The sequence below is a fragment of the Croceitalea sp. P059 genome, from assembly GCF_031846365.1.
GTDB classification, from domain to species: Bacteria; Bacteroidota; Bacteroidia; order Flavobacteriales; family Flavobacteriaceae; genus Croceitalea; species Croceitalea vernalis.
Genome location: NZ_JAVRHW010000002.1, coordinates 640464 through 664633, shown reverse-complemented (window position 1 = coordinate 664633; position 24170 = coordinate 640464). Strand labels below are relative to the sequence as shown.

Below are 24170 nucleotides of genomic sequence, written 5' to 3'. Positions count from 1 at the left end.
ATAATATAATTTTTAACTTATGTATCTTTTACATTTAGTACATTTCTAAGATGAATTTTTTTCAGCTTTTCATATTAATTCTACAAGGAACATTGGTTTCATTCTTGATTCTAACATTATTCCACTTTCGTGAAAAACTTGGTTTAGGATTACTATTTGCATGTTTGGGATTATTTCAATTTATGCAAGCGATTCTCGCTAGTACGGTTTATGTTCAATTAACAAGTAGCTTCCTTATTTCACCAGGTACTGCCGTTATATTTCCAGCGACATTATTTATAGTCTTAATTATTTATATAAAGGAAGATGCAAACGAAACCCTTAAGATTATTTATGCTCTTTTGATTACAAATGTTGTTATGTCGTTATTCATTCACTCATTTGGCTGGAGTATTAAAGAACCACCCATATACAATCCATTTAATATATCGACAAATTTTTTTGATAAAAATGCATGGGTATTATTTATTGGGACAATTGCACTTTTTCTCGATTCTGTCTTAATTATTGTTATTTATGAGTTTACCTCTAAATATTTGTCAAACTTATTTCTAAAAATATGTTTGACTATGCTTACTGTGCTGTGTTTTGATGCCATATTCTTTTCAATTATTGCTTTTTGGAACTACGATAATTTAAGTTCTATTCTAACATCGGGTTTAATTACTAAAGGGATTGCTGCTATTTTCTATAGTGTTCTGTTTTCTTTTTATTTTAAATATGTTGACAAGAGAGAGTTTACAACCGATTTCTTAAAAATAAATGATGTATTCAAAACATTAACCTATAGGCAGAAGTTTGAGATTATTAAATCTGAAGCAATTAAAAGTGCGGAAGAAGTTAAATTAAAGGAAATTAAATATCAAACACTAACCAACTCGTCTACGGTAGGCATTTTTCATACGCGTAATGACGGTTATACAACTTTTGTGAACCCTAAATGGACTGAAATTTCCGGCTTACCAATGAATGAAGCACTTGGCTTTGGATGGTTAAATGTTGTTCATCCAAACGATATTGAAAAAATTAATACTGAATGGGCGCTCGCAATAAGTGAAAGTAGGGCATCAGAAATTCAATACCGATTTATCTTAAAAGATGGTTCAATAAAATGGGTATTGGGTCGAGCAGTGCCTGAAATTAACGACCTAAAAGAGGTAATAGGATATGTAGGAACAATAACTGATATCACCAACATAAAATTATTTGAGCAAGAGCAAATTTTATTGAAAGAAAAAGCTCAAGAGAGTGACCGTTTAAAATCGGCCTTTCTTGCAAATATGAGTCATGAAATACGAACACCAATGAATGGTATTTTAGGTTTCGCCTCACTTCTTAAAGAAGCAAAATTGTCTGGTGAACAACAAAAAAAATACATTAAGATTATTGAAAAAAGCGGAGTCAGAATGCTTAAAATTATAAATGACATCGTTAATATTTCGAAAATAGAATCAGGTATATTAGACATCAACCTTACTGAAACGAATATAAATAACCAATTACAATTTATATACGAATCGTTAAAACTTGATGCTGATAATAAAAAATTGAAACTATCCTATAGCATTTCATTACCAGAAAAAGAAGCAATAATTATAACAGATAAAGAGAAACTTTATGGAATTCTTACGAACCTTGTTACAAACGCCATTAAGTATACCAATACGGGAGAAATAGAATTTGGCTGTACTAAAAAAAAGGATGAATTTAATTTTTTTGTTAAAGATACAGGAATAGGTATTCCAAAAGAAAAATTAAATATCATTTTTGATCGTTTTATTCAGTCTGATATTGACGATAAAATGGCCCAACAAGGTGCAGGTCTTGGATTGGCTATTTCAAGAGCATATGTTGAAATTCTTGGAGGTAAAATTTGGGTTGAAAGCAAAGAAGCCGAAGGATCAACTTTCTTTTTTAAACTACCTCTCAATATTGATACTGAATACAAGAGAGCAATGCCGGTTTCCTATGAAATTAAGAAAATAGAATTAATTCCAGGAATTTCGGATTTAAAAGTATTAATAGCTGAAGACGACGAGGCATCCGTTATGATACTTTCACTAAAGTTGCAAAAATTCAGTAAGGAAATCTTGACTGTATCCACAGGAATTGAGGCTATTGAAACTTGTCGTAAACATCCAGATATTGATCTAATATTAATGGATATTCAAATGCCGAAATTGAATGGTTATGAAGCAATTCGCCAGATAAGAGAATTTAATAAAAATGTAGTTATTATAGCTCAAACCGCTTTTGCGCTAACGGGGGATAAAGAAAAAGCAATTGAAGCCGGTTCTGATAATTATATATCTAAACCAATTATGAAAGATGAATTGTTGAAATTGATTCAGACTTATTTCAAAAAATAATTTAATATAAAGTTCACCCCAAAGCGTTTTTTATTAATAAAAGTTTTAAAAGTAATGAATATAAATTCTGATTAAAAAAAAGCAATTCAATCGTAAAACACTGCGTAGTCTAAAATTACGAGTAAAATTTATTTCAATTCATCTTTGTACCCAATCATATTTAAAGAATACAACTTAATATTTTTAGGCATCAGTAGTTTCACTTCTTTAAACTTGTTCGTATTGTGAGTGGCAAAGACTAGTTTCATATCGTTTTGATAAATTTTGTGTACTAAAGTAGTATTTTAGTTACCATGAATATAAAAATACCGCCTCCTTTAGTCATGGGATTTTTTGCAGGTTTAATGTATGTACTAGCTACTTTTTTGCCAGTTGGTAAATTTGATTTTTTTGGAAGGGAGGTATTAAAATATATAATGTGGACTTCGGCATTTTTTTTATTATTAATATCATTTCTACAGTTTTATTTAGCAAAAACTACCACTAATCCAATTAATCCTACAAAAGCAAAAAAATTGGTTATTAATGGAATTTATAGCTACACTAGAAACCCGATGTACCTCGCAATGCTCTTGTTTTTAATTGGTTTTGGATTAAAACTTGGGAATGCATTTAATGCGATTACGGCTGCCGGCTTTGTCTATTTTATGAATCATTTTCAAATAAAGAGGGAAGAACAAGCATTGGAAGATTTATTTGGAAAGAATTATAAATTGTATTGTAAAGCAGTTAGAAGATGGTTTTAAAAAATAAAATTGTTCTTGGATTAATTAGTTTGTTTTTAGCTCAGGTTTTGAATGCACAGATTCATTATTTTAACTCTTTTGATGACACCAAAATTGCATATACAATGAAAGGTACTGGTGAACCTGTTTTACTAGTACATGGTTTTATTCAAAATAGAAAGTCTTGGGATAAAACGGTACTGAAAAAGGAATTAATATCAAGAGGCTATCAGGTCATTGTGCCTGATTTGCGGGGTAATGGCGACTCTGACAAGCCTCAAAAAAATACAGCTTATAGTGACCATGCGGAAGTTAAAGATCTAATTTTTTTAATGAATAAATTAGGTTTTGAAAAATACAAGGCAATAGGCTATTCACGGGGCAGTATTGTGTTAGCTAAGCTTTTAACTGAAGATAAAAAAATAGAGAAAGCAGTCTTGGGAGGTATGGGAATTGATTTTACCAATCCTAATTGGACTAGAAGATTACAGTTTACTGAGGCTTTCAATGGGACAACAAATGAAATGACTAAAGGGGCGGTTGATTATGCTAATTCTATAAATGCTGATATTAAATCCCTCTATTTACAGCAAAAATTCCAGCCGGTTACTCCTGTTAGTGACTTAAGAAATCTGGAAATGAAAGTATTGGTAATTGCCGGAGATCAAGATTTAGATAATGGCAATCCGCAAGACTTAGCAGACGTACTTCCTAATGCTATTTTGAAAGTTGTGCCTGGAAATCACAATGAAACATACAAAAAGGAAGTCTTTTCAAAAGAGGTTATGGAGTTCATCAAAGACTAGCATAATTTAATTGAATGTCAAATCCTTAAAAATTTGATTCTTTCAGTAATAATTCTATATCGAATTATCTAAAATATGTTTCAAAACATTTTTTTTTAGCACGTAAAAAATGTCGAACATTTTTATGTTTATTTTTAGGGCTTAAATTTCTTTAAAGTGGTGGAAATAGGTAGAAAATATGTCTTTGATTTTGATAGTACTTTGACTAGGGTAGAAGCCCTAGATGTATTAGCGGAAATGACTCTTAACGGAAAGTCAAATAAAGATGCAGTCCTTGCTGAAATTCAAGAAATTACAAACCTAGGAATTGATGGAGATATTTCATTTACCGAGTCTTTAGAGCGAAGAATAAAGCTTTTAAAGGCGCACAAAAATGATTTACCTGCATTAGTTGCAGAACTGAAGCAAAAAATATCAAAATCGATTGAAGAGAATAAATCATTTTTTGATAATTACGGAGATGACATATATGTTATCTCATGTGGTTTTAAAGAATTTATTGACCCCATAGTAAAAGAGTATAATATTCCTTCTGAAAGAGTTTTTGCCAATACTTTTGAATTTGACAAAGAGGGCAATATTGTTGGTTTTGATGAGGGTAATGTACTTTCATCACACAATGGTAAAATCGAATGTCTTAAAAATCTTAATTTAGAAGGAGAGGTTCAGGTTATTGGCGATGGATACAGTGATTACGTGATGAGAGAGGCGGGTATAGCTGATAAGTTTTTCGCGTATACAGAGAATGTACATCGGGAAAAAGCAGCAAATAATGCCGATTATATAACGCCTAATTTAAATGAATTTTTATTTGTGAACGATCTACCAAGAAAAATTTCATATCCAAAAAATAGAATAAAAATTCTATTATTAGAGAATGTTCATCCTGATGCTTTTGATAACCTTTCGGAAGAAGGTTTTTCTGTAGAATTAGTAAAACATGCTATCCCTGAAGAAGAATTAATTGAACGGATAAAGAGCGTACATGTTTTAGGAATTCGTTCAAAGACTCAAGTAACCAAAAGGGTTTTAGAGGCCGCTGACCGTTTATTAGTAGTTGGTGCCTTCTGCATTGGAACGACCCAAATAGATTTAGAAACGGCTAAGAAAGATGGGGTAGTGGTTTTTAATGCTCCCTATAGCAATACACGTTCCGTAGTTGAAATGGCGTTGGGTCAAATAATAATGTTGAAACGTAGCATTTTTGCACGTAGTTCTGAAATTCATAATGGACAATGGTTTAAAACCGCTTTAAATTCACAAGAAGTGCGTGGTAAGAATCTTGGAATAATTGGATATGGTAATATTGGAAAGCAGCTTTCGGTATTAGCCGAGGCCATTGGGATGAGGGTCTATTATTACGATGTTGCTGATCGTTTAGCTCTTGGTAATGCCATAAAATGCAACACTTTGGAGGATTTATTATCTGTCTCAGATGTTGTTACCTTGCATATTGATGATAATAAAGCGAATAAAAACTTTATCAGTGAGCGTGAAATTAATCAAATGCGTGATGGAGCAATATTAATTAACCTATCAAGGGGTTTTGTTGTTGATATTCCTGCATTGGTAAACGCTCTTAAAATTAACAAATTAGGAGGTGCAGCAGTTGATGTTTATCCAGAAGAACCTCGAAGCAACGGTGAATTTTACAGCGAACTACAAGGTCTTAAAAATGTTATTTTAACTCCGCATATAGGAGGAAGCACTGAAGAAGCACAACGTGATATTGCTGATTTTGTTCCAAATAAAATCATGGATTATATCAATTCTGGGAATACAGTAGATGCTGTAAATTTTCCAAATATTAGATTGCCAAAACAGAATAACGCACATCGTTTTTTACACATTCATAAAAATGTTCCCGGCGTAATGGCAAAGATTAATGAAGTGCTTGCAAAATTTGAGATGAACATAACGGGTCAGTTTCTATCAACGGACAGTGATGTAGGTTATGTAATTTCAGATTTGGACAAAGAATATAATAAGGATGTAATTAAGGCTCTTAAGAACATTGAAAACACTATTAAATTTAGAGTACTTTATTAAAATCATAAAACTATTATCATTGCTTTTCACAAGCATTTATTTGTCTTTCACAACATTTATATTTTACGCTCAATTTTTAAGTTTAAATTGCCTAAAGATTAATAGTACTTCTTAAAGAAGATTCAATTGAAAATTGGTAATAAAGAAATTTTTAAAACAGGTTTTAGAGCATACTATTTGCTAGTAGTGTCAATAATTGTTTTGACGATAGCCATTCAGTCTATAATTCAATATTCGCTTGCCAAACAAAGATCAACTGCTATGATTGTGAACTTGGCGGGTAGACAACGTTCATTAAGTCAACGTTTGTTGAATGAAGCATATTCTTGCAAGTATGATAACTGTGATTTTGCCGAAGTTAAACTCACACTAAATAAATTGTATCAAATGAATACAATTTTACAAAAGGGTAGTGAGAATTTGGGTATTGACCCTTTGGATAGTGAAGAAATTCTTGCAAATTTTAGTAAGCTAGAACCACACGTTAATTGGTTTCAATGGAACCTTAGTGATTTAAGAGAATTAGATAATATAAAGTTTAACGATATGCGTTACCGTGTGGATCGTTTTACGGCTATCATGGATACTATCGTGTTACAATTTCAGAAAAAATCTGAGGAAGATATTAAAGGTATGCGAATAGTGGAACTAGAATTAGCTATTTTCTCTGTTTTAATAGTTTTATTTGAAATTTTCTTTATTGTTAATCCGATTATTAACCGGATTATAAAGCAAAAGAGAAAGCTTGAAGAAATTGCTTGGCATCAATCTCATGTTTTTAGTTCACACATGAAAAACATTCAAGATCTCCAATATGTGTTAAAGGTTGAGAAAATACCAGAGCGCCAACAAGAAATAATAAAGTTTATTTCAGAAGAATTGGATAAGCTAAAAAATGTTTCTGATAGTATGGTCAAGGCTCTTAAGAAAAATGACGAAACAGAAATGCCACATCATGCTGTTATAAAAAAAGTAGAAGGTTTGCTGGATAAGTACAATATAAAACCGTCAGAAGAACTTATTGATGATGATAAGGCTCATTCTTTAGAATAGTATATCCTCGGTATAATTGTTCAACAATAAATAACCGAACCATTTGGTGCGAAAAAGTCATTTTTGAAAGGCTTATTTTCTGATTGGCTCTTTCTTGTATTGCAGAGCTAAACCCATAAGGCCCACCAATAACAAAAATTAAATTTTTTATACCACTATTCATTCGTTTTTGTAATAATTCTGAGAACTCAACACTTGAAAATTGTTTTCCTTTCTCATCTAATAAAATCAGAATATCGGAAGTTACTAACTGTTTTAAAATAGCTTCACCTTCTTTTCTTTTTTGTTCTGATTCAGATAAGTTTTTTGTGTTTTTGATATCCGGAATAATTAGCACTTCAAATTTCACATAATGTGTCAACCTATTGGTGTAAATTGACATTAAATTCTCTAGTTCCTTACTATCGGTTTTCCCAATAGCTATTAGTTTTATTTTCATAAAAGATATCGCCTTAAAACTATCAAATTTAGTATTTGCAAATGATTTAAGTCAGATGGATTAGCTTTTTAGTATTTTAGCTTAAACACAATTTTTGCCCATGATTTCTGAAACTCAATTTGGTAAAGAGTTAGATCTAATTATTAGTAATGCTATTCGAGAAGATGTTGGCGATGGAGACCATAGCTCATTAGCCTGTATTCCTAATGATACCGTTGGTAAAGCAAAGTTATTAGTAAAAGATGAGGGAATTTTGGCTGGGGTTGAATTTGCAAAACAAGTTTTTGCTTACGTTGATTCGAAATTAGTTATTGATACCCTTATAGAGGACGGAACACCTGTTAAGTACGGTGATATTGCATTTTACGTAAAGGGAAGTTCTCAAAGTATATTAATGGCAGAACGTTTGGTATTAAATGCCATGCAACGAATGAGTGCAATTGCAACTAAAACTAATGATTTTGTAAAGTTATTAGAAGGCACAGACACTAAGATTTTGGATACTCGCAAAACAACTCCTGGTATTAGAGCTCTTGAAAAGTGGGCTGTTAAAATTGGAGGAGGAGAGAACCATCGTTTTGCTTTGTATGATATGATTATGCTTAAGGATAATCATATTGATTTTGCTGGAGGAATAACCAAAGCTATTGAAAAAACAAAGGATTATCTAAAAAGGAGTAATCGAGAATTAAAAATTATTGTAGAAGCTCGAAGTTTAGATGAAATAAAAGAAATTCTTGAATCTGAAGGAGTTTATCGAATCTTGATTGATAATTTTAATTACGAGGATACAAGAAAAGCTGTTGCGTTAATCGGTTCCAAATGTCTTACAGAATCATCTGGCGGTATAAATGAAGAAACTATTAGGCAATATGCAGAATGTGGGGTAAATTATATTTCATCTGGAGCTCTTACACACTCAGTCTACAATATGGATTTAAGCCTAAAAGCGGTATAAATGTCGGAGGCTATTGAAAAAAAGGTAGAACAAATTCCAATAATAAATTGGGTTGCTAGATTTTTAAAAAAAGTAAAACTACCGGGTTTCGAAGGTCTTTCAATTTATGATTTAATTGAAATCTATATTGTTGGTATTGTAAAAGGTACTTTGTCAAGCAGGGCAAGTTCGATAGCCTTTAGTTTGTTTATGGCACTTTTTCCTTTGCTGATATTTTTGGTTACACTTATACCATTCGTTATACCCCATGTTAGCGTTGGTAATGAGAATTTTGATGTCCAATTTTTGTTATTTCTTGAGTCTTTTTTACCGTCTGCAACAAGTGAATATTTTAGCGAAATTTACCAGCAAATTAAAGATCAAAAACGTGGAGGTTTATTATCTTCTGCATTTATAATTTCAATCTTTTTAGTTGCTAATGGAGTGAACGCCATTTTTAGCGCTTTTGAAAATTCATATCATATTGAACTCACAAGAAACTTTTTTCGCCAATATGCTTATGCCTTAATGGTGGGGCTATTACTTTCTATTTTATTAATTATTGGTGCTGTTGTTTTCGTCTATTTTGAATTTTATATTGTTGAGTATACTAGTGAGTATTTAGGTAAAACTTTAGGGTATGATGTTGCCAAAGGTGATGATATTGGCTTGCAATTATCTAAGATTTTATTCTTTATGCTTCTATCTTATCTAACTACAGCAATATTGTATTATTTTGGTACTGCTGAAGGACGAAAAGTCAAGTTTTTTTCGGCTGGAGCTTTAATGACTACCCTTTTATTTGTTGTAACATCTTATTTATTTGGAGTTTATGTGGAAAAATTTGCTAGATACAATGAACTTTATGGCGCTTTAGGAGGTTTATTAATATTAATGGTATTTATTTGGCTTAACTCAAACATAATATTGTTAGGCTTTGAACTAAATGCTACATTACATTCGCTTAGAAAGAATGTGATGAAACAAAACAAGAATGAGTAAAAGACACCCCCGAATTTTTATTTTTATTGCAGTATTTTTTTTAACGGCATATAATGTCTCATGTCAGGAAATTGTAGGTAAATGGAAAACTATAGATGACCGTTATGGCACTCCAAAGGCAATAGTAGAGCTTTACAAAGAAGGTGGTCTTTTACATGGTAAGGTGCTTGAGATTGTTGAAAAGGGTAAAGAAAATGCGCTTTGTATAAAATGTGATGGCGACTTAAAAAATAAGCCTGTTGAAGGCATGAAAATCATTTTTGGTTTTAAAGATAATGGAGAAGGTGTTTATAAAGGCAAAAAACTCTTTGACCCAGAGCAAGCTATGACTTTTAGAGGCAGAATTTGGCTAGACCCAGATAACCCAAATCAATTAAAAGTTCGTGGATATTTGGCATTTTTATATCGAACGCAAACATGGATTCGTGTAGTTGAATAATTAACAAGTATGGACTTTTTTTTAGATGTTGTCCTTCCGATACCGTTACAAAGATTTTTTACTTATCGCTTAAATGCAGAACAGGCGTCTTTAATCAAAAAGGGTGTTCGAGTGGCAGTTCCTTTTGGCAAATCAAAAATATATACCGCGATTGCATTGGATATACATCATAACGCCCCAATCGCTTATGACGCTAAAGAGATTCATCAAGTTTTAGATAGTGAACCTATTATTACAGGTACCCAACTCAAGCATTGGCAATGGATTGCAGAATATTATATGTGCACTTTGGGCGAAGTTTTAAGAGGAGCTTTACCGAGTGCTTTTCTTTTAGAAAGTGAAACTTTGGTTCAGTCCTCAAAAATGGAAAATGTTGATGAAGCGGAGTTGACAGATAATGAGTTTTTAATTCTAGAAGCACTGAAACATCAGTCAAGCTTAAAGATTGATGAAATATCAAAAATTGTTGATCGAAAGAATGTTTTGCCTATTGTTAATCAGTTGGTTAAAAAAGAGGCAATTATTTTACATGAGTCATTAAATGAACTGTATCGCCCAAAACTTGAAAAGTATATAAGATTAAATACTTTATATGAATCTGAAAACAATTTAGAAAACCTACTAAAAACACTGACGCGAGCACAAAAACAAAGCCAAGCGATTTTGGCTTTTTTTCAATTAAAACCTAAAAATTCAGCTTTAATAAAAGTAAATGAATTTGTTAAGTCTAGCGGAATTTCAAAAGCCGTAATAAAAGCCCTTATTGATAAAGGCATTTTTGAGGCCGTCAAGGTAAGAACTGATAGAATACAATTTGAAGAAAACTCAAAAGAAGTAAATCAAATTCAACTGAATGAACTTCAAACAAAGGCTATTGTAAACATAAAATCTAGTTTTAATTCAAACAAAGTGTGCTTATTGCATGGTGTCACATCTTCTGGAAAGACCGAGGTGTACATAAAACTCATCGATGAAGTACTTCGAGCTGGTAAGCAGGTTTTGTATTTATTGCCAGAGATTGCATTAACTTCTCAGCTTATTAATCGACTTAGAGCATATTTTGGTAATAAGGTCGCGGTTTATCATTCAAAATATAGCGTGAATGAACGAGTTGAAGTTTGGAATAATGTTTTACATAATACCAAAAAAGCTCAAATCGTAATTGGTGCGAGATCAGCGCTATTTTTACCTTTTGGTCATTTAGGTCTTGTTGTAGTAGATGAAGAGCATGAATCATCATTTAAACAATTTGACCCTGCTCCTCGATATCATGCTAGAGATGCTGCTATTGTTTTAGCAAGCCTACAAGAATCAAATTGTTTATTGGGGTCAGCTACGCCAAGTATAGAAACCTATTTTAATGTAAAGTCCAAAAAGTATGGTTTTGCACAAATGAGCAGACGTTTCGGAGATGTTTTAATGCCTGAAATTGAGCTGGTTGATATTAAAGAGGCCACCCGAAAAAAACGAATGAAAGGTCATTTTTCTGAAAGACTTTTAGAAGAAATTTCAACATGTTTAGAAGAAAAAGAGCAAATAATTTTGTTTCAAAACAGAAGAGGTTTTGCCCCGATTGTTGAATGTACCACCTGTGGTAATGCAACTCAATGCCCTAATTGTGATGTTAGTTTAACTTATCATCAGCATAGGAACCAATTAAGGTGTCATTATTGCGGATATCATATGTCATTGGTCCAAAGTTGCCAGGCATGTGGTAATAATACCCTTGACACTAAGGGATTTGGCACTGAACAAATACAGGAAGAATTATTAAAATTATTTCCTAATCATCGGATTGGCAGGATGGATTTAGATACCACTAGGGGTAAATATGCCTATGAGAAAATAATTAATGCATTTGAAAATCATGAGTTTGATATTTTAGTGGGCACTCAAATGGTCACAAAAGGTCTTGATTTTAGAAATGTGGCTTTAGTTGGTATCATGAATGCCGATAATTTATTAAATTTTCCGGACTATAGGGCCCATGAACGCAGCTTTCAGTTGATGACACAAGTAGCAGGAAGAGCTGGTAGAACTGAAAAAAGAGGAAGAGTACTTATACAAACCTACAACCCATATCATCAAATTTTGCATCAGGTATCGAACTACGATTTTGATAAGATGTTTACTGAACAGTTGTATGAAAGAGAACAATTTAAATATCCGCCTCACGTCAGAATTATACGAATTACATTAAAAGACAAAGATTATAATAAACTAAACGAGGCATCTGATTGGTTTGCTTCATCACTCCGAAATGTATTAAAAACGCAAGTTTTAGGACCTGAGTATCCTGCTGTGGCAAGAATTAGAAACCAGTATTTAAAGAATATTTTAATTAAAATAAGCAGTAATTCATCTGTACTACAAACAAAAAATAGCATTAAAAGAATTGAAAAATCCTTTAATGCTATTTCGTATTACAGAAGTATTAGACTAATCTACAACGTGGACCACATCTAATTATACATTTGCTAACGCTTCGGCTAGCTCAGTTTTTTTGTTTCTACTTAAAGGTATTTGTCTTCCACCTACTTCAACATTTTTACTGTTGAATTTCTCTATTTTTTCAAGATTAACGATGTAAGACTTGTGAATTCTTAAGAATTTTTCAGCAGGTAATTGCTTTTCAAAAGATTTCATAGTAGATAAAATCACAATGTTAGCTTCGTCAGTAACTAATTTAATATAGTCACCTAAGGCCTCAATCCATTTGATATCATTAAGGATAACCTTTCGTTTTTTAAGGTTACTTTTGACAAAAATGTGCTCTTCATCCTCATCAACTCTATTGATTTGCTCATATTTTGATACGGCTCTTTTTACAGAGGCTTCAAAACGGGCTAAGGTAATAGGTTTGTGCAGATAATCGGTAACATCATAGTCAAATGCCTTTAGTGCATAATCCGGTTTACCAGTGATTAGAATAACCTGTGGTGGGTTCTCTAAAGCCTCTAAAAGGTCAAAACCACTGATAATAGGCATCTCAACATCTAAAAAGATAAGATCTACTTCGTGGTTCTTTAAACCGTTTTTGGCTTCAATGGCATTGCTGTACTCAGCGACCAAGGCAAGATGTGGGTGATTGTTGACCAACTTAGCTACAGCCATGCGCTGCATTGATGAGTCGTCTACAATTATACTTTTAAGTTTCATAAATTGGGGTGATTTGTGGGGTTAAATCATCGGCAAATTACATAAAAACAACGTTAAAGTGCAACAAAAGATGTAAACATGGTGTATTCTGTTGTGTAATTAGCATTAGGCGCGATGTAGGGTTTATTTCGATTTTTATTGTTAATAACTTCTTAAACGAATAACGAAGATTTAAGTTATTTCTTGTGAAAGGACAGAAGAATGTTTACTTTTGCGCTCCTTAAATAAATATATAATATGAATCATTACGAAACTGTTTTCATTTTGAATCCCGTTCTGTCTGAAACTCAGATAGAGGAAACAGTTAAGAAATTTGAAGATTTCTTAATTAAGAATGGTGCCAAAATGGTGGCCAAAGAAAATTGGGGGCTAAAGAAATTAGCCTACCCTATTCAGAACAAGAAAAGTGGTTTTTACCACTTATTTGAATTTGCTGCTCCAGGTGAGGCCATTGGTCCTTACGAGTTAGAGTTCAGAAGAGATGAGCGCATTATGCGATTTTTAACTGTTAAGTTAGACAAACATGCAGTTGCATGGGCAGAAAGAAGAAGAACTAAATTAAAAGCTAAAGCATAGTTATGTCATCAATAGAACAACAAGCAAAATCAAAAAAGGACGGTGAAATCAGGTATTTGACCCCTTTAAATATTGAAACTAACAAACAGAAAAAGTATTGTCGTTTCAAAAAGTCTGGTATCAAGTATGTTGATTATAAAGACCCAGATTTTTTAATGAAGTTGGTTAATGAGCAAGGTAAACTTTTACCAAGAAGATTAACAGGTACTTCATTAAAGTATCAAAGAAAAGTAGCTCAAGCTGTAAAGAGAGCTCGTCATTTGGCATTGATGCCATACGTAGGTGATATGTTAAAATAATAAAAGACGGAGAAATGGAACTTATATTAAAACAAGATGTACAAGATTTAGGTTTTAAAGATGATGTCGTTACTGTGAAGAATGGTTACGGTAGAAACTTTTTGATTCCTCAAGGTTTGGCTGATTTAGCTACCCCGTCTGCAAAGAAAGTGCTTGCTGAAAATTTGAAGCAAAGAGCGCATAAAGAGAAAAAAGTAATTGATGTAGCACAAAAGATTGCTGACAGTCTAAAAGCTTTAGAAATTAAAATACCAGCGAAGGTTGGTGCTGGTGATAAACTATTTGGATCTATTTCTAATATTGATTTAGCTGCCTCTATCGAAAAAGCTGGTCAAGCTATCGATAGAAAGTTTATTACAATACAAGGTGGTACCGTTAAAAGAACTGGACCCTATAACGCTAAGATTAGATTACATAGAGAAGTTATTGTTGATTTTCCTTTTGAAGTAATTGCAGAGGCTAAGTAAACACTACTTTTTTGTTAATAAATTGTGAAGAGCTATGCATGCATAGCTCTTTTTTTTTGCTACGTTTACAATTGCTTAAATATCATATAAATCAAATCATTATGAAAAAAATATTTTTAATGGGAATAGTCGTTTTGATGACCATCACATCGGCTTTATCTCAAGTTACCACCTCTAATATCAGAGGAGAAGTGACAGATAATCAGGACGCACCTTTATTTGGCGCAAACGTTGTTGCTATTCATACTCCTACAGGAACGAGATACGGCTCTATTACTAATGATGAAGGGCGTTTTAATCTACTAAACCTAAGGGTTGGTGGCCCATATACAGTAACAATTTCCTTTGTTGGTTTTCAAGATGACGTGAGAAGTGATATATTTCTTTCGCTTGGTAAAACCTTCAATTATAATGTTCAGATGATGGCTGGTAGCCAGCAGCTTGACGAGGTAGTCGTTGTTTCTGACCAATCAGGCACTTTTGGAAGTGATAGAACAGGAGCCGCTACAAGCGTGAGCAGAAGAGATTTGGTACGTTTACCAACAATCTCAAGATCTACAAATGATTTCATCAGATTGGAACCAGCAGCTTCTTCGGGTGCTTCGGGGCTTTCATTTGGTGGTCGTAATGACCAGTACAATAATTTCTCATTGGATGGAGCAATTTTTAATAATCCATTTGGATTGGATGCTGCCCAACCAGGTGGACAAACCAATGCAACACCAATTTCCATTGAGGCGATTGATCAAATTTCAGTTACTACTGCTCCTTATGATGTAACCCAATCAGGTTTTACAGGAGCATCGGTAAATGCCGTTACGAAAAGTGGAACAAATAATTTTTCTGGGACTGCCTACGGTTTTTTTAGAAATGATGATTTGACCGGAGGAAAAATCAACGGAGATGATGTAACCAAAACCGGTTTGGAACAAAAGCAATATGGATTCAGTATTGGAGGACCAATTGTTAAGGATAAGTTATTTTTCTTTGCAAATTTTGAAAAAGATGATTTAACTGAGTTGGGCACCGACGGTTTTGTGCCTAGCGGCGTCGGGCAAGATGGAATTAGTACTTCTAGGGTAACTCAAAGTGATATGCAATTGGTTGATAATATTTTACGTCAAGTTGTTATTGGCCAAGATGCTCAAGGCAATCCGACTTTTTATAACCCAGGCGCCATTACAGGTTTTAATTTTAATCAAGAATCTACCAAAGGTATTATCAAGCTAGATTGGAATATTAATGATAACAACCGATTGGCTTTGATTTACAACTTTTTAAATGCTACAAAAGGTAAACCAGCTAATCGTGACGCAATCACATTTCGTGGTCCTAGCACACAAACTTTGCAGTTTGAAAATGCCGGGTATGAAATCACCAATAATATAAGATCCGTACAATTAGAATTAAATAGTACAATTAGCAACGAGGCAACTAATAAACTTCAAGTTGGTTATACACATTTTGACGATTTTAGAACGCCATTTTCAAGTCCTGCACCAAGTATTACAATTTTGGATGAAACCGGTAGTTCAAATTATATTATAGCTGGCCACGAACCTTTTTCAATTAATAATCGATTGGATCAAAAGGTATTTCAGCTAACTGATAATTTAAATTTTTTCACTGGTGATCATACTTTTACGGTAGGTTTTTCCTTTGAGAAATTCCAGTTTGACAATTCCTTTAACTTAGGTTTTTATGGAGCAAGAGGTGTTTTCTTTCCTTCAAACTCTATTGCTGATTTTAGAAATTTGGATGCAGCTGGCGAAGCAGCCTTAGTCGCTGATTACCAAGCACAGTTCAACGCAGCCATAGCCACAGCAAATAACAATAACCAATTTGAAGACGGTACCCCTGGTGGTTGGTCTTTGGCAGAAACCAATGTTGGGCAGCTATCATTTTACATTCAAGATGAATGGGATGCCACTGATGACTTTAAATTGACTTATGGAGTTCGTTTTGATAAGCCGTTATATTTTAATACTGCTGATTTGATAAGGGACAATATTGATAGAAAAGGTGGAACTTTAGCAGAAGGTGGTACTTATGCCTCAGATATTCAATATTTTGATCCCGAAACGAATGAACCTATTACTATCAATTCAGAAACCTTGCCAAACAATGATTGGTTGGTTTCTCCAAGAGTTGGTTTTAATTGGGATATTCATGGTGACCAAAGCGTTCAGCTTAGAGGTGGCTCTGGAGTATTCACAGGGCGTTTTCCATTCGTTTGGTTAGGTAATCAGGTACAGGGAACCGACTTTTTCTTTTACCAAGCCGTTGATCCAGATTTTCAGTGGCCGCAAGTATGGAGAACTAACTTAGGTCTTGACAAACGTTTTAATAACGGAATTGTACTTACAGCTGATCTTTCATATACTAAGGACCTTAATGCAGCACATGTTCAAAATTGGGGCCTAGGCGCACCTTCTTCAACACTAAATGGACCTGATAATAGAGTTGTTTATGAAGATGATGACAAATCACAATTATTTGGTGGGCCAACAAATGCCTATGTATTCACTAACTCTGACCAGGGTCGTATTTGGAATGCCACATTGAAATTGCAAAAAACCTTTGATGACGGTCTTTATACACAACTGGCATATAGTTATTTAGACGCTAAAGAAGTGAATTCTATTGATGCTGAAATTACAGGTGATGCTTTTGCAGGAAATGCTATAGTAGGTAACGCAAATTCAGATGTATTGTCAAATTCACGTTATGGAGACAAGCACCGTATCATAGGTGTAATTTCAAAAGCTTTTAAAACTGGGACTACCATTTCATCTTTTTTCGAATATGCTCAGAGTGGTCGTTTTAACTATATCTATGGTGGAGACATCAATAATGATGGTTCTAGCATAAATGATTTGCTTTACATTCCAACAGCTAGCGAGATTGGTCAAATGGCCTTTACGGGAGTAGGCCAAGATGCAGCATTTGAATCTTTTATTCAACAAGATGATTATTTGAGTGGGAGAAGAGGTCAATATGCCGAGCGTTATGGAGCCTTAGCGCCTTGGAGAGGTCGCTGGGATGTAAAAGTGCTACAAGATATTAAGTTGAACGATACGAATAAATTTCAGGTGAGTTTGGATGTCATCAATATTGGAAATTTATTGAATTCTGATTGGGGAGTGGTAGAACGTCAAGATTTTGATCAAGTACTGGGTGTAACCGTTGACGATACAAATACGCCGACGTTTACATTTGATCCTAATAGAACAAATACTTTCTCTGCAGATACGAGATTACTTTCTAGATGGCAAGCGCAAATTGGTCTGCGTTATATATTTAATTAATAAAGTTTCAAAATTTCAAAAAGGGCTGTGCGTAAGCACGGCCCTTTTTTATTTTTGCATTATGAAGTATAGTAGATTATCAAAAGAACAATTTGTAGAATTATATCAAGAATTCATCAATTTTTTGGCAACCCAATCCATCACTGCAGATGAATGGAAAAAACTTAAAAATGAGAAGCCAGAAGTTGCCGAAGAAGAACTTGATGTTTTTAGTGATTTAATTTGGGAAGGTGTCCTAACCAAAGTAAAGTATTTAGAAAATATATCGGAACGCCATATGCATCTTTTTGATTTGAAAGAAAAAGAGATGAAATTAATTTCGGTCAAAATTTTAAATCCTGAAATAGATTTAAGGACAGAAGTTGGTTTCAGCTGGTTTAAGAGAAATTTTCAATCAGATTTTGTAGAATATCTTACAGCTTCAAAAAAGTATTCTGAAGATAAAAATGTGGATAAATTCAGCTTAATTCAGCAAGGCGCTGTTATTACAAAAGGTGCACTTTATCAATGGTTTGACGATATGATTGAATAATACCAATTAAAAGTAATATTCAATTCTAAAATATACAATCTAGTATATTTGCAATACATTCAATTTTTATGGCACATAAACCATCAATTCCTAAAGGTACCCGAGATTTTTCTCCTTCTGAAATAGCAAAGCGCAATCATATTTTTAGTGCGATAAAAAAACAGTTTGAGATTTTTGGTTTTCAACCTATTGAGACACCAAGTTTTGAGAATTCAGAAACATTATTAGGTAAGTATGGCGATGAAGGAGACCGACTGATTTTTAAGATTCTGAACTCTGGAGATTTTATTTCTAAAGTAGATGATGTTACATATAGCTCCAAAAATTCAACTTCTATTGCTCCTAAGATTACAGAAAAGGCGTTGCGCTATGATTTAACAGTACCATTTGCTAGGTATGTGGTAATGCACCAAAACGAGCTTGATTTTCCATTTAAACGGTATCAAATTCAGCCAGTATGGCGCGCGGATAGACCTCAGAAGGGGAGGTTTAGAGAATTTTACCAATGTGATGCCGATGTAGTTGGCGCAAATTCATTATTACAAGAAGTTGAATTAATTCAACTATATGACTCTGTTTTTACGGAATTGGGTTTAAAAGGCACAAGAATTAAGATAAACAACCGTAAGATATTATCTGGGATTGCCGAAGTTATAGGGGCTAAACACCTATTAATTGACTTTACAGTTGCATTAGACAAACTAGATAAAATTGGAGAGGGGAAGGTAAAAGATGAAATGCTTAATAAAGGTATTTCTCAATCAGCAATTGATAAGGCATCTCCATTATTTTCAATGAAAGGAAGTGTCAAAGAACAATTGACTCAACTAAGAGGATTATTATCAGATTCTGCAGTTGGTATAACAGGAATCGATGAATTAGAAGCTATCATAAGTACCGTAACAGAATTGGGTTTAAAATCTGCTAATTTACAATTAGATGTAACCCTTGCTCGTGGGTTGAATTATTATACAGGTGCCATATTCGAAGTTTCAGCGCCAGAAGGTATACAAATGGGTTCTATTGGCGGTGGAGGGCGTTATGATGATTTAACTGGAATCTTCGGACTAAAAGATGTAAGTGGTGTTGGCATCTCTTTTGGTTTGGATAGAATATATTTGGTATTAGAAGAATTGAATCTTTTTCCTGAGTCAGTTGACCGGTCTTTAAATGTATTATGCTTGAACTTTGGTGATAAAGAAGGTTTAGCAGCTTTAAAATTAGTAGCTAGGTTACGAAATAAAGGTATTAAGGCTGATTTATATCCTTCAACAACCAAGGTTCAAAAGCAATTCAAATACGCTGATAAACGAAATGTGCCTTATGTCATCTTGCTGGGTGCAAAGGAACTGGAGAATGGAGAATTTATACTAAAAGATATGGTTTCTGGTGAGCAAACCACTCATAAAATAGATGAAACTCCGAATGCTCTTTTTAACTAAAATCTTTAAGACGTTTTTGGATTTCAGAAATCACAAATTCGAAACGCTTTTCTGAATTGGGGATTAAACCTTGATGTTTTTGAGATATCCAAGATTCAAAATCTTTAATCGAAATCCATTCTAAGGCTTCTACTTCACTTTCTTGCTTGGTAAGCGCTACGCTCTTATCCAACTCATAGATAAAAACATTGATGAATTCTCGGTCAAAAATACGATTGCTGTGTTTCTTTTCTTTTTTATAAATGGTGATTTTTTGAAGGTTTTCAATTTCAATAGTAATTCCTAACTCCTCTTGACATTCTCGAAAAGCACCTATTTGAGGACTTTCACCTGCTCCAATGTGTCCGGCTGCAGATACATCCCATTTTAGAGGATAGGTTTCTTTATGCCTTCCGCGTTGCTGTAAAAGAAGATAACCATCTAAAGAATAACACCAAACATGAATAGTAGGATGAAAAAGTCCGTTTGCATGTGCAACGGACTTTAATTCTGTTGTTCCTGTTGGTGAGCCATCTTCATTTAAAATGTCAATAAGTTCATCCATGAATATGAGCTCTTACTCTTTAATGAAGAGTTTAAGAAAGATTTTAATCAAAATAACTAAAAGTTTCACCAGATTTGATGGTCAATAATGTTTCGTAAATCAAACGAATTACATTTTCTACATCATCTTGATGAACAGTTTCTACGGTGGTATGCATATAGCGTAAAGGCAATGAAATCAATGCAGATGCTACACCGCCATTGCTATATGCAAATGCATCCGTATCTGTTCCTGTAGCCCTGGAGTTTGCGGCGCGCTGGAAAGGTATTTTATTAGCCTCTGCAGTTTCAATAATTCGCTCACGTAATTTTTGTTGTACCGCAGGAGCATAAGCTATGACCGGTCCTTTACCAATTGATGCTTCACCTTGAACTTTTTTATCAATTAGTGGCGTTGTTGTATCATGAGTAACATCAGTAATTATAGCTACATTAGGTTTTATAGTTTGCGTGATCATTTCTGCTCCACGTAAACCAATTTCCTCTTGTACGGAATTTGTGATGTATAAGCCAAAAGGTAATTTCTTTTTGTTTTCATGAAGTAATCGTGCTACTTCAGCTATCATAAAACCACCTGCTCTATTATCTAAAGCTCTACATACGAACTTGTCTTTATTTAAAATCTGAAACTCATCAGGGTAAGTAATCACACAGCCTACATGTACCCCCATTTTCTCGACTTCTTCTTTATCTTTTGCTCCAATATCAATAAAGATATTATCAATTTTTGGCGGTTCCTCTTTCCCGTTTCGTCGCGTATGAATTGCCGGCCATCCAAATACACCTTTTACAATACCATTCTTTGTGTGAATGTTTACCCACTTTGAAGGTGCAATTTGATGGTCGCTTCCACCATTTCTAATTACATAAAGCAAACCATTGTCGGTAATATAATTTACATACCAAGAAATTTCATCGGAATGGCCTTCAATAACAACTTTGTACTCAGCTTCTGGGTTAATTACCGCAACAGCAGTACCATAAGTGTCAGTAATAAAATCATCTACATATGGTTTCAAATAATCCATCCAAATTTTTTGACCTTCCCATTCATAACCTGTTGGAGATGCATTGTTTAGGTATTTTTCAAAAAATTTAATAGACTTATCTGTAATGATTTTTTTATCAGGCATGAGTATGTTTTAAGCTACAAACATAGCAATATTCACTTTTATTTAATAATATGAATTAGCCTTTATCATTACTTTTGGTACGATTAATGACCTCTTTGGTTTATGGAAAAACTTGTAACCGCCATTTTAAGTATTTTCTTGCTAACGTTTACCTATGGGCAAGAAGAACAACCACTAGATTCCATTTCTGATTATTATGTTAGAATGCAGGGAGACTCTGTTCTTTTGAGTTCTATTCCACTTGATGAAGTTTATATTTTCGGTAAGTTGGAGTTTGCAGATAAACAAGAAAAATTAAGATATTATATTTTAAGAAGAAAGACTTTAAAGGTTTATCCTTATGCCAAATTAGCAGCCGAGAAGTTAGTTGAACTTAATGATAGTATCTCCCAAATAAAAAAGAAACGTCAACAAAAACGTTACACAAAAAAGGTTCAAAAGTATATAGAAGGAGAGTTTTCAGATAAATTGAAAAAATTAACGCGAACTGAAGGTCAGATACTAATAAAATTAATTCATCGACAAACAGGCGCTACTGCTTTTGATTTGGTAAAAGAACTTAGAAGTGGATGGCGAGCTTTCTGGTATAATACTACAGCGAAAGCATTTAAAATAAGCTTAAAGCAAGAATTTTTGCCCAAAGAGGTTCATGAAGATTATTTAATTGAAGATATTTTACAACGTGCTTTTGCATCAAACAGATTAAAAAGGCAGAAATCCGTTTTAGATTATGATTATGCTTCATTAAGTAATAAATGGAAGCAAACAGGCGAACATAAAAAGTGATTATTTCTTTTTACCAAAAACAGCATCCATTACAATGTTTATAGATCGAAAACCTAAATAAATGGCAAATATTGCCATAATAATACCAACTATCAGCACAGGTATAAATAATGGTTTATCGGTGTTCTTAAATGCCTGATATAAAATTATTGGAGCCACAAACATGACTAAGGCGGTATAACCGAAAGACTTTAAACCTTTTATTAAAAGCTCTTTGTTAGTTTTCAATGTGATTTGATTTATTCAACTATGAGGGTTTGTTTGAATTCTTGAACAACGGCAAAGTAACCTAATGGAAAGGACTCTGGTCTGCCGGCATTATCAAAGATTTCAATATTATCTAAGCCAGTTACATCAAACATATTTCCACGTACGGTTCCTGACGGAGTTTCAAAAATACCTCCAGTATCTTCAGTTTGTTCGACAAGTAGATCCATATAATTAAAAAATTGTTGGTCGGCTCCTAAAATACTTACTGCAATAGTATTACCTGTTTCAGTTTCACTGTCATAAAAATAGGAGAATTCAAATTCTTGTCCATCAATGAACTGGTCGTCTAAAGCTAAAAATTCTCCGAAGCCAAAATCAAAGACATAATAATTTTTTTTATCAGGAGTATCTGTAATTGTAATTTTCACTTCCGTATCATCTTCATCAAATAAGGTTTCATCACCTTGTTCTAGTTTGTCAATAGGAACTGTCGGCACATAGTTTGTAATTCCGGCATATCTCTTACCCTTATGTTCCACAATTAAATAAAAAACAGTATTTGGGTTGATAAAGGCAGTTGGTATTCTTTCATCTACATCATTGCCAATAGTATCTGGTTCATAAATTCCTGTTCCTGCCTGATATTCTCTTAAAACTGAAACACCTAGATTAAGATTGTCGGGGTTGTCAGGGTCAGGCTCTCCTACCAATATAACAGCATCATCAAGCTGAGTTACCACAGGTTCATCAAAGAAGCTAGTTGTTTCAGTTGCTTCAATACGTATCGGTAAAAATTCATCGTCTTGATTTATGCGAACGATTCCATTGATAATTAAACGAGTTTCAGTTTCAGGTAAATCCACGTCGACAACTTCTTCACAACTCCCCGAGAAAAAAATGAAGACTAACAGCAAAAAAGGTTCCTTAAAAGTGATATGAGGTTTTATATTTTCAATCATATTCAATTTTCGAACGATTTATTCAACAACAAACGTTCGTTTGAATTCTTGAACAACTGCAAAATAACCAAGTGCGAAATTATCCGGACGTTCAACATTATCAAATATTTCAGAATTATCAATACCGGTTACATCGAATACATTGCCTCTAACAGTGGCAGCAGGTGTTTCAAAAACTCCACCAGCATCTTCTGTTTGCACCAATATTAAATCCATATAATTAAAAAACTCCAAATCAGCACCTAAAATACTTACCTCTGCTGCATCACCGGGTAGCAACTCTTTTTCATAGAAGTACGAAAACTGGAATTGCTGCCCGTCTATAAATTGATCATCTAGAGCTAAATATTCATTAAAATCAAAATCAAAAATGAAGTAGTTATCCTCATCTGGGCGGTCAGATATGGTGACTAATAATTCGATATCGTCTTCATCGAAAAGGGTTTCATCACCTTGCTCTAATGCGTCAATAGGTACTACAGGTGAATAAACCGTTTGTGCTGCATATCTTCTTCCTTTATGTTGTAATATTAGAATAAACACTGTGCCAGGCCTTGTAGCTAAAGAAGTACTAACTCGTTGGTCATCATCAAAAGTCGGGTCAGGCTCATAAATACCACTGCCAGGTGTAACTTCGGCAAGGGACGAAGTACCTCCACCTTCAACAATTAAATCGAGGGTGTTTGGGTCATTAGGATCTGGAACTCCGTACAATAAGGTCGCATTACCATCTAATTGTGTAACTGTATTTTCCTCGAAGAAGCCATTTGTTTCGGTAACCTTTACCGAAACTGGAATAAAATCTTGGGTAACATCAACTCTAAAAACGGCATTAACAACCAATTTGGAATCCGAGGGGGCTAGTTCAACATCAATGACATCTTCACAAGAAAAAAGTAAAAAAAGAACCGAGACAAATATGAATGCTTTTTTCATG

23 protein-coding genes and 1 pseudogene are annotated in these 24170 nt (G+C 33.6%); 16 read left to right on the top strand and 8 right to left on the bottom strand.

The window, feature by feature from the left end:
- Window positions 1-50 precede the first annotated feature (50 nt).
- Complete coding sequence (locus RM542_RS09295; RefSeq protein WP_311385469.1) at window positions 51-2369, top strand: ATP-binding protein; 2319 nt, start codon at window positions 51-53, stop codon at window positions 2367-2369.
- A gap of 134 nt (window positions 2370-2503) precedes the next feature.
- Here RM542_RS09295 and RM542_RS09290 read toward each other — a convergent pair.
- Window positions 2504-2617, bottom strand: a pseudogene (locus RM542_RS09290) (non-canonical purine NTP pyrophosphatase); the annotation flags it as partial.
- Window positions 2618-2662: 45 nt separating this feature from the next.
- On the opposite strand from RM542_RS09290, the gene RM542_RS09285 reads away from it, so the two are divergent.
- The 4 genes from RM542_RS09285 to RM542_RS09270 all read left to right on the top strand — a co-directional run bounded on the left by RM542_RS09285 (window position 2663) and on the right by RM542_RS09270 (window position 7002).
- Window positions 2663-3115, top strand: a complete 453-nt coding sequence (locus tag RM542_RS09285) for an isoprenylcysteine carboxylmethyltransferase family protein (protein ID WP_311385468.1) — start codon at window positions 2663-2665, stop codon at window positions 3113-3115.
- Entirely contained in the window at window positions 3106-3900 is a 795-nt protein-coding gene (locus tag RM542_RS09280; RefSeq protein WP_311385467.1) for an alpha/beta fold hydrolase, read from the top strand. Before RM542_RS09285 ends, RM542_RS09280 begins: the two co-directional genes overlap by 10 nt.
- Window positions 3901-4056: 156 nt before the next feature.
- On the top strand, window positions 4057-5949 hold the full coding sequence (serA, locus tag RM542_RS09275; RefSeq protein WP_311385466.1) for a phosphoglycerate dehydrogenase: 1893 nt from the start codon (window positions 4057-4059) through the stop codon (window positions 5947-5949).
- Window positions 5950-6075: 126 nt separating this feature from the next.
- On the top strand, window positions 6076-7002 hold the full coding sequence (locus RM542_RS09270; protein ID WP_311385465.1) for a type IV pili methyl-accepting chemotaxis transducer N-terminal domain-containing protein: 927 nt from the start codon (window positions 6076-6078) through the stop codon (window positions 7000-7002).
- Here the strand turns inward: RM542_RS09270 and rlmH are convergent.
- Window positions 6968-7441 carry a 23S rRNA (pseudouridine(1915)-N(3))-methyltransferase RlmH gene (gene rlmH / locus RM542_RS09265; protein WP_311385464.1) on the bottom strand — a complete coding sequence of 158 codons (474 nt, stop codon included), beginning with the start codon at window positions 7439-7441 and terminating at the stop codon, window positions 6968-6970. The genes RM542_RS09270 and rlmH overlap by 35 nt on opposite strands.
- A 100-nt stretch (window positions 7442-7541) precedes the next feature.
- Here rlmH and nadC point away from each other — a divergent pair, with 100 nt between their 5' ends.
- From nadC to priA, 4 genes are read left to right on the top strand one after another with little or no spacing between them, the layout of a single operon-like run.
- Window positions 7542-8399 (top strand): carboxylating nicotinate-nucleotide diphosphorylase, encoded by an 858-nt coding sequence (gene nadC, locus RM542_RS09260; protein WP_311385463.1) that lies wholly within the window; start codon window positions 7542-7544, stop codon window positions 8397-8399.
- On the top strand, window positions 8400-9380 hold the full coding sequence (locus RM542_RS09255; RefSeq protein WP_311385462.1) for a YihY/virulence factor BrkB family protein: 981 nt from the start codon (window positions 8400-8402) through the stop codon (window positions 9378-9380).
- The gene (locus RM542_RS09250) at window positions 9373-9819 is read left to right on the top strand and encodes a DUF2147 domain-containing protein (protein ID WP_311385461.1); all 447 of its coding nucleotides are present in this window, start codon (window positions 9373-9375) and stop codon (window positions 9817-9819) included. The genes RM542_RS09255 and RM542_RS09250 overlap by 8 nt, the downstream gene beginning before the upstream one ends.
- A 9-nt stretch (window positions 9820-9828) precedes the next feature.
- Complete coding sequence (gene priA / locus RM542_RS09245; protein ID WP_311385460.1) at window positions 9829-12285, top strand: primosomal protein N'; 2457 nt, start codon at window positions 9829-9831, stop codon at window positions 12283-12285.
- Here priA and RM542_RS09240 read toward each other — a convergent pair whose 3' ends face one another.
- On the bottom strand, window positions 12286-12978 hold the full coding sequence (locus tag RM542_RS09240) for a LytTR family DNA-binding domain-containing protein (protein ID WP_311385459.1): 693 nt from the start codon (window positions 12976-12978) through the stop codon (window positions 12286-12288).
- Window positions 12979-13215: 237 nt separating this feature from the next.
- Here RM542_RS09240 and rpsF point away from each other — a divergent pair, with 237 nt between their 5' ends.
- From rpsF to hisS, 6 genes are all read left to right on the top strand, one after another.
- Window positions 13216-13554 (top strand): 30S ribosomal protein S6, encoded by a 339-nt coding sequence (gene rpsF, locus RM542_RS09235; RefSeq protein ID WP_311385458.1) that lies wholly within the window; start codon window positions 13216-13218, stop codon window positions 13552-13554.
- A gap of 2 nt (window positions 13555-13556) precedes the next feature.
- Window positions 13557-13853 carry a 30S ribosomal protein S18 gene (gene rpsR, locus RM542_RS09230; RefSeq protein WP_311385457.1) on the top strand — a complete coding sequence of 99 codons (297 nt, stop codon included), beginning with the start codon at window positions 13557-13559 and terminating at the stop codon, window positions 13851-13853.
- Between the two features lie 14 nt (window positions 13854-13867).
- Entirely contained in the window at window positions 13868-14320 is a 453-nt protein-coding gene (gene rplI / locus RM542_RS09225) for a 50S ribosomal protein L9 (RefSeq protein ID WP_311385456.1), read from the top strand.
- 101 nt (window positions 14321-14421) lie between these two features.
- A complete protein-coding gene (locus RM542_RS09220; protein ID WP_311385455.1) occupies window positions 14422-17628 on the top strand; it encodes a carboxypeptidase regulatory-like domain-containing protein in 3207 nt (1068 codons plus the stop codon).
- A 61-nt stretch (window positions 17629-17689) separates the two neighbouring features.
- Window positions 17690-18160, top strand: a complete 471-nt coding sequence (locus RM542_RS09215) for a DUF6495 family protein (RefSeq protein ID WP_311385454.1) — start codon at window positions 17690-17692, stop codon at window positions 18158-18160.
- 68 nt (window positions 18161-18228) lie between these two features.
- The gene (hisS, locus tag RM542_RS09210) at window positions 18229-19602 is read left to right on the top strand and encodes a histidine--tRNA ligase (protein WP_311385453.1); all 1374 of its coding nucleotides are present in this window, start codon (window positions 18229-18231) and stop codon (window positions 19600-19602) included.
- Here hisS and RM542_RS09205 read toward each other — a convergent pair.
- Together RM542_RS09205 and RM542_RS09200 are read right to left on the bottom strand one after the other, a co-directional pair.
- Window positions 19595-20146 (bottom strand): NUDIX domain-containing protein, encoded by a 552-nt coding sequence (locus RM542_RS09205; RefSeq protein WP_311385452.1) that lies wholly within the window; start codon window positions 20144-20146, stop codon window positions 19595-19597. The two genes, hisS and RM542_RS09205, sit on opposite strands and share 8 nt — an antisense overlap.
- A gap of 43 nt (window positions 20147-20189) precedes the next feature.
- Entirely contained in the window at window positions 20190-21278 is a 1089-nt protein-coding gene (locus RM542_RS09200; RefSeq protein ID WP_311385451.1) for a M42 family metallopeptidase, read from the bottom strand.
- A 102-nt stretch (window positions 21279-21380) separates the two neighbouring features.
- Here RM542_RS09200 and RM542_RS09195 point away from each other — a divergent pair, with 102 nt between their 5' ends.
- Window positions 21381-22064, top strand: a complete 684-nt coding sequence (locus RM542_RS09195) for a DUF4294 domain-containing protein (protein ID WP_311385450.1) — start codon at window positions 21381-21383, stop codon at window positions 22062-22064.
- Here RM542_RS09195 and RM542_RS09190 read toward each other — a convergent pair whose 3' ends face one another.
- From RM542_RS09190 to RM542_RS09180, 3 genes are read right to left on the bottom strand one after another with little or no spacing between them, the layout of a single operon-like run.
- On the bottom strand, window positions 22065-22292 hold the full coding sequence (locus tag RM542_RS09190) for a DUF6095 family protein (RefSeq protein ID WP_311385449.1): 228 nt from the start codon (window positions 22290-22292) through the stop codon (window positions 22065-22067).
- 11 nt (window positions 22293-22303) lie between these two features.
- Entirely contained in the window at window positions 22304-23233 is a 930-nt protein-coding gene (locus RM542_RS09185) for a DUF4249 family protein (RefSeq protein WP_311385448.1), read from the bottom strand.
- 18 nt (window positions 23234-23251) lie between these two features.
- A complete protein-coding gene (locus RM542_RS09180; RefSeq protein WP_311385447.1) occupies window positions 23252-24169 on the bottom strand; it encodes a DUF4249 family protein in 918 nt (305 codons plus the stop codon).
- Window position 24170: the final 1 nt, after the last annotated feature.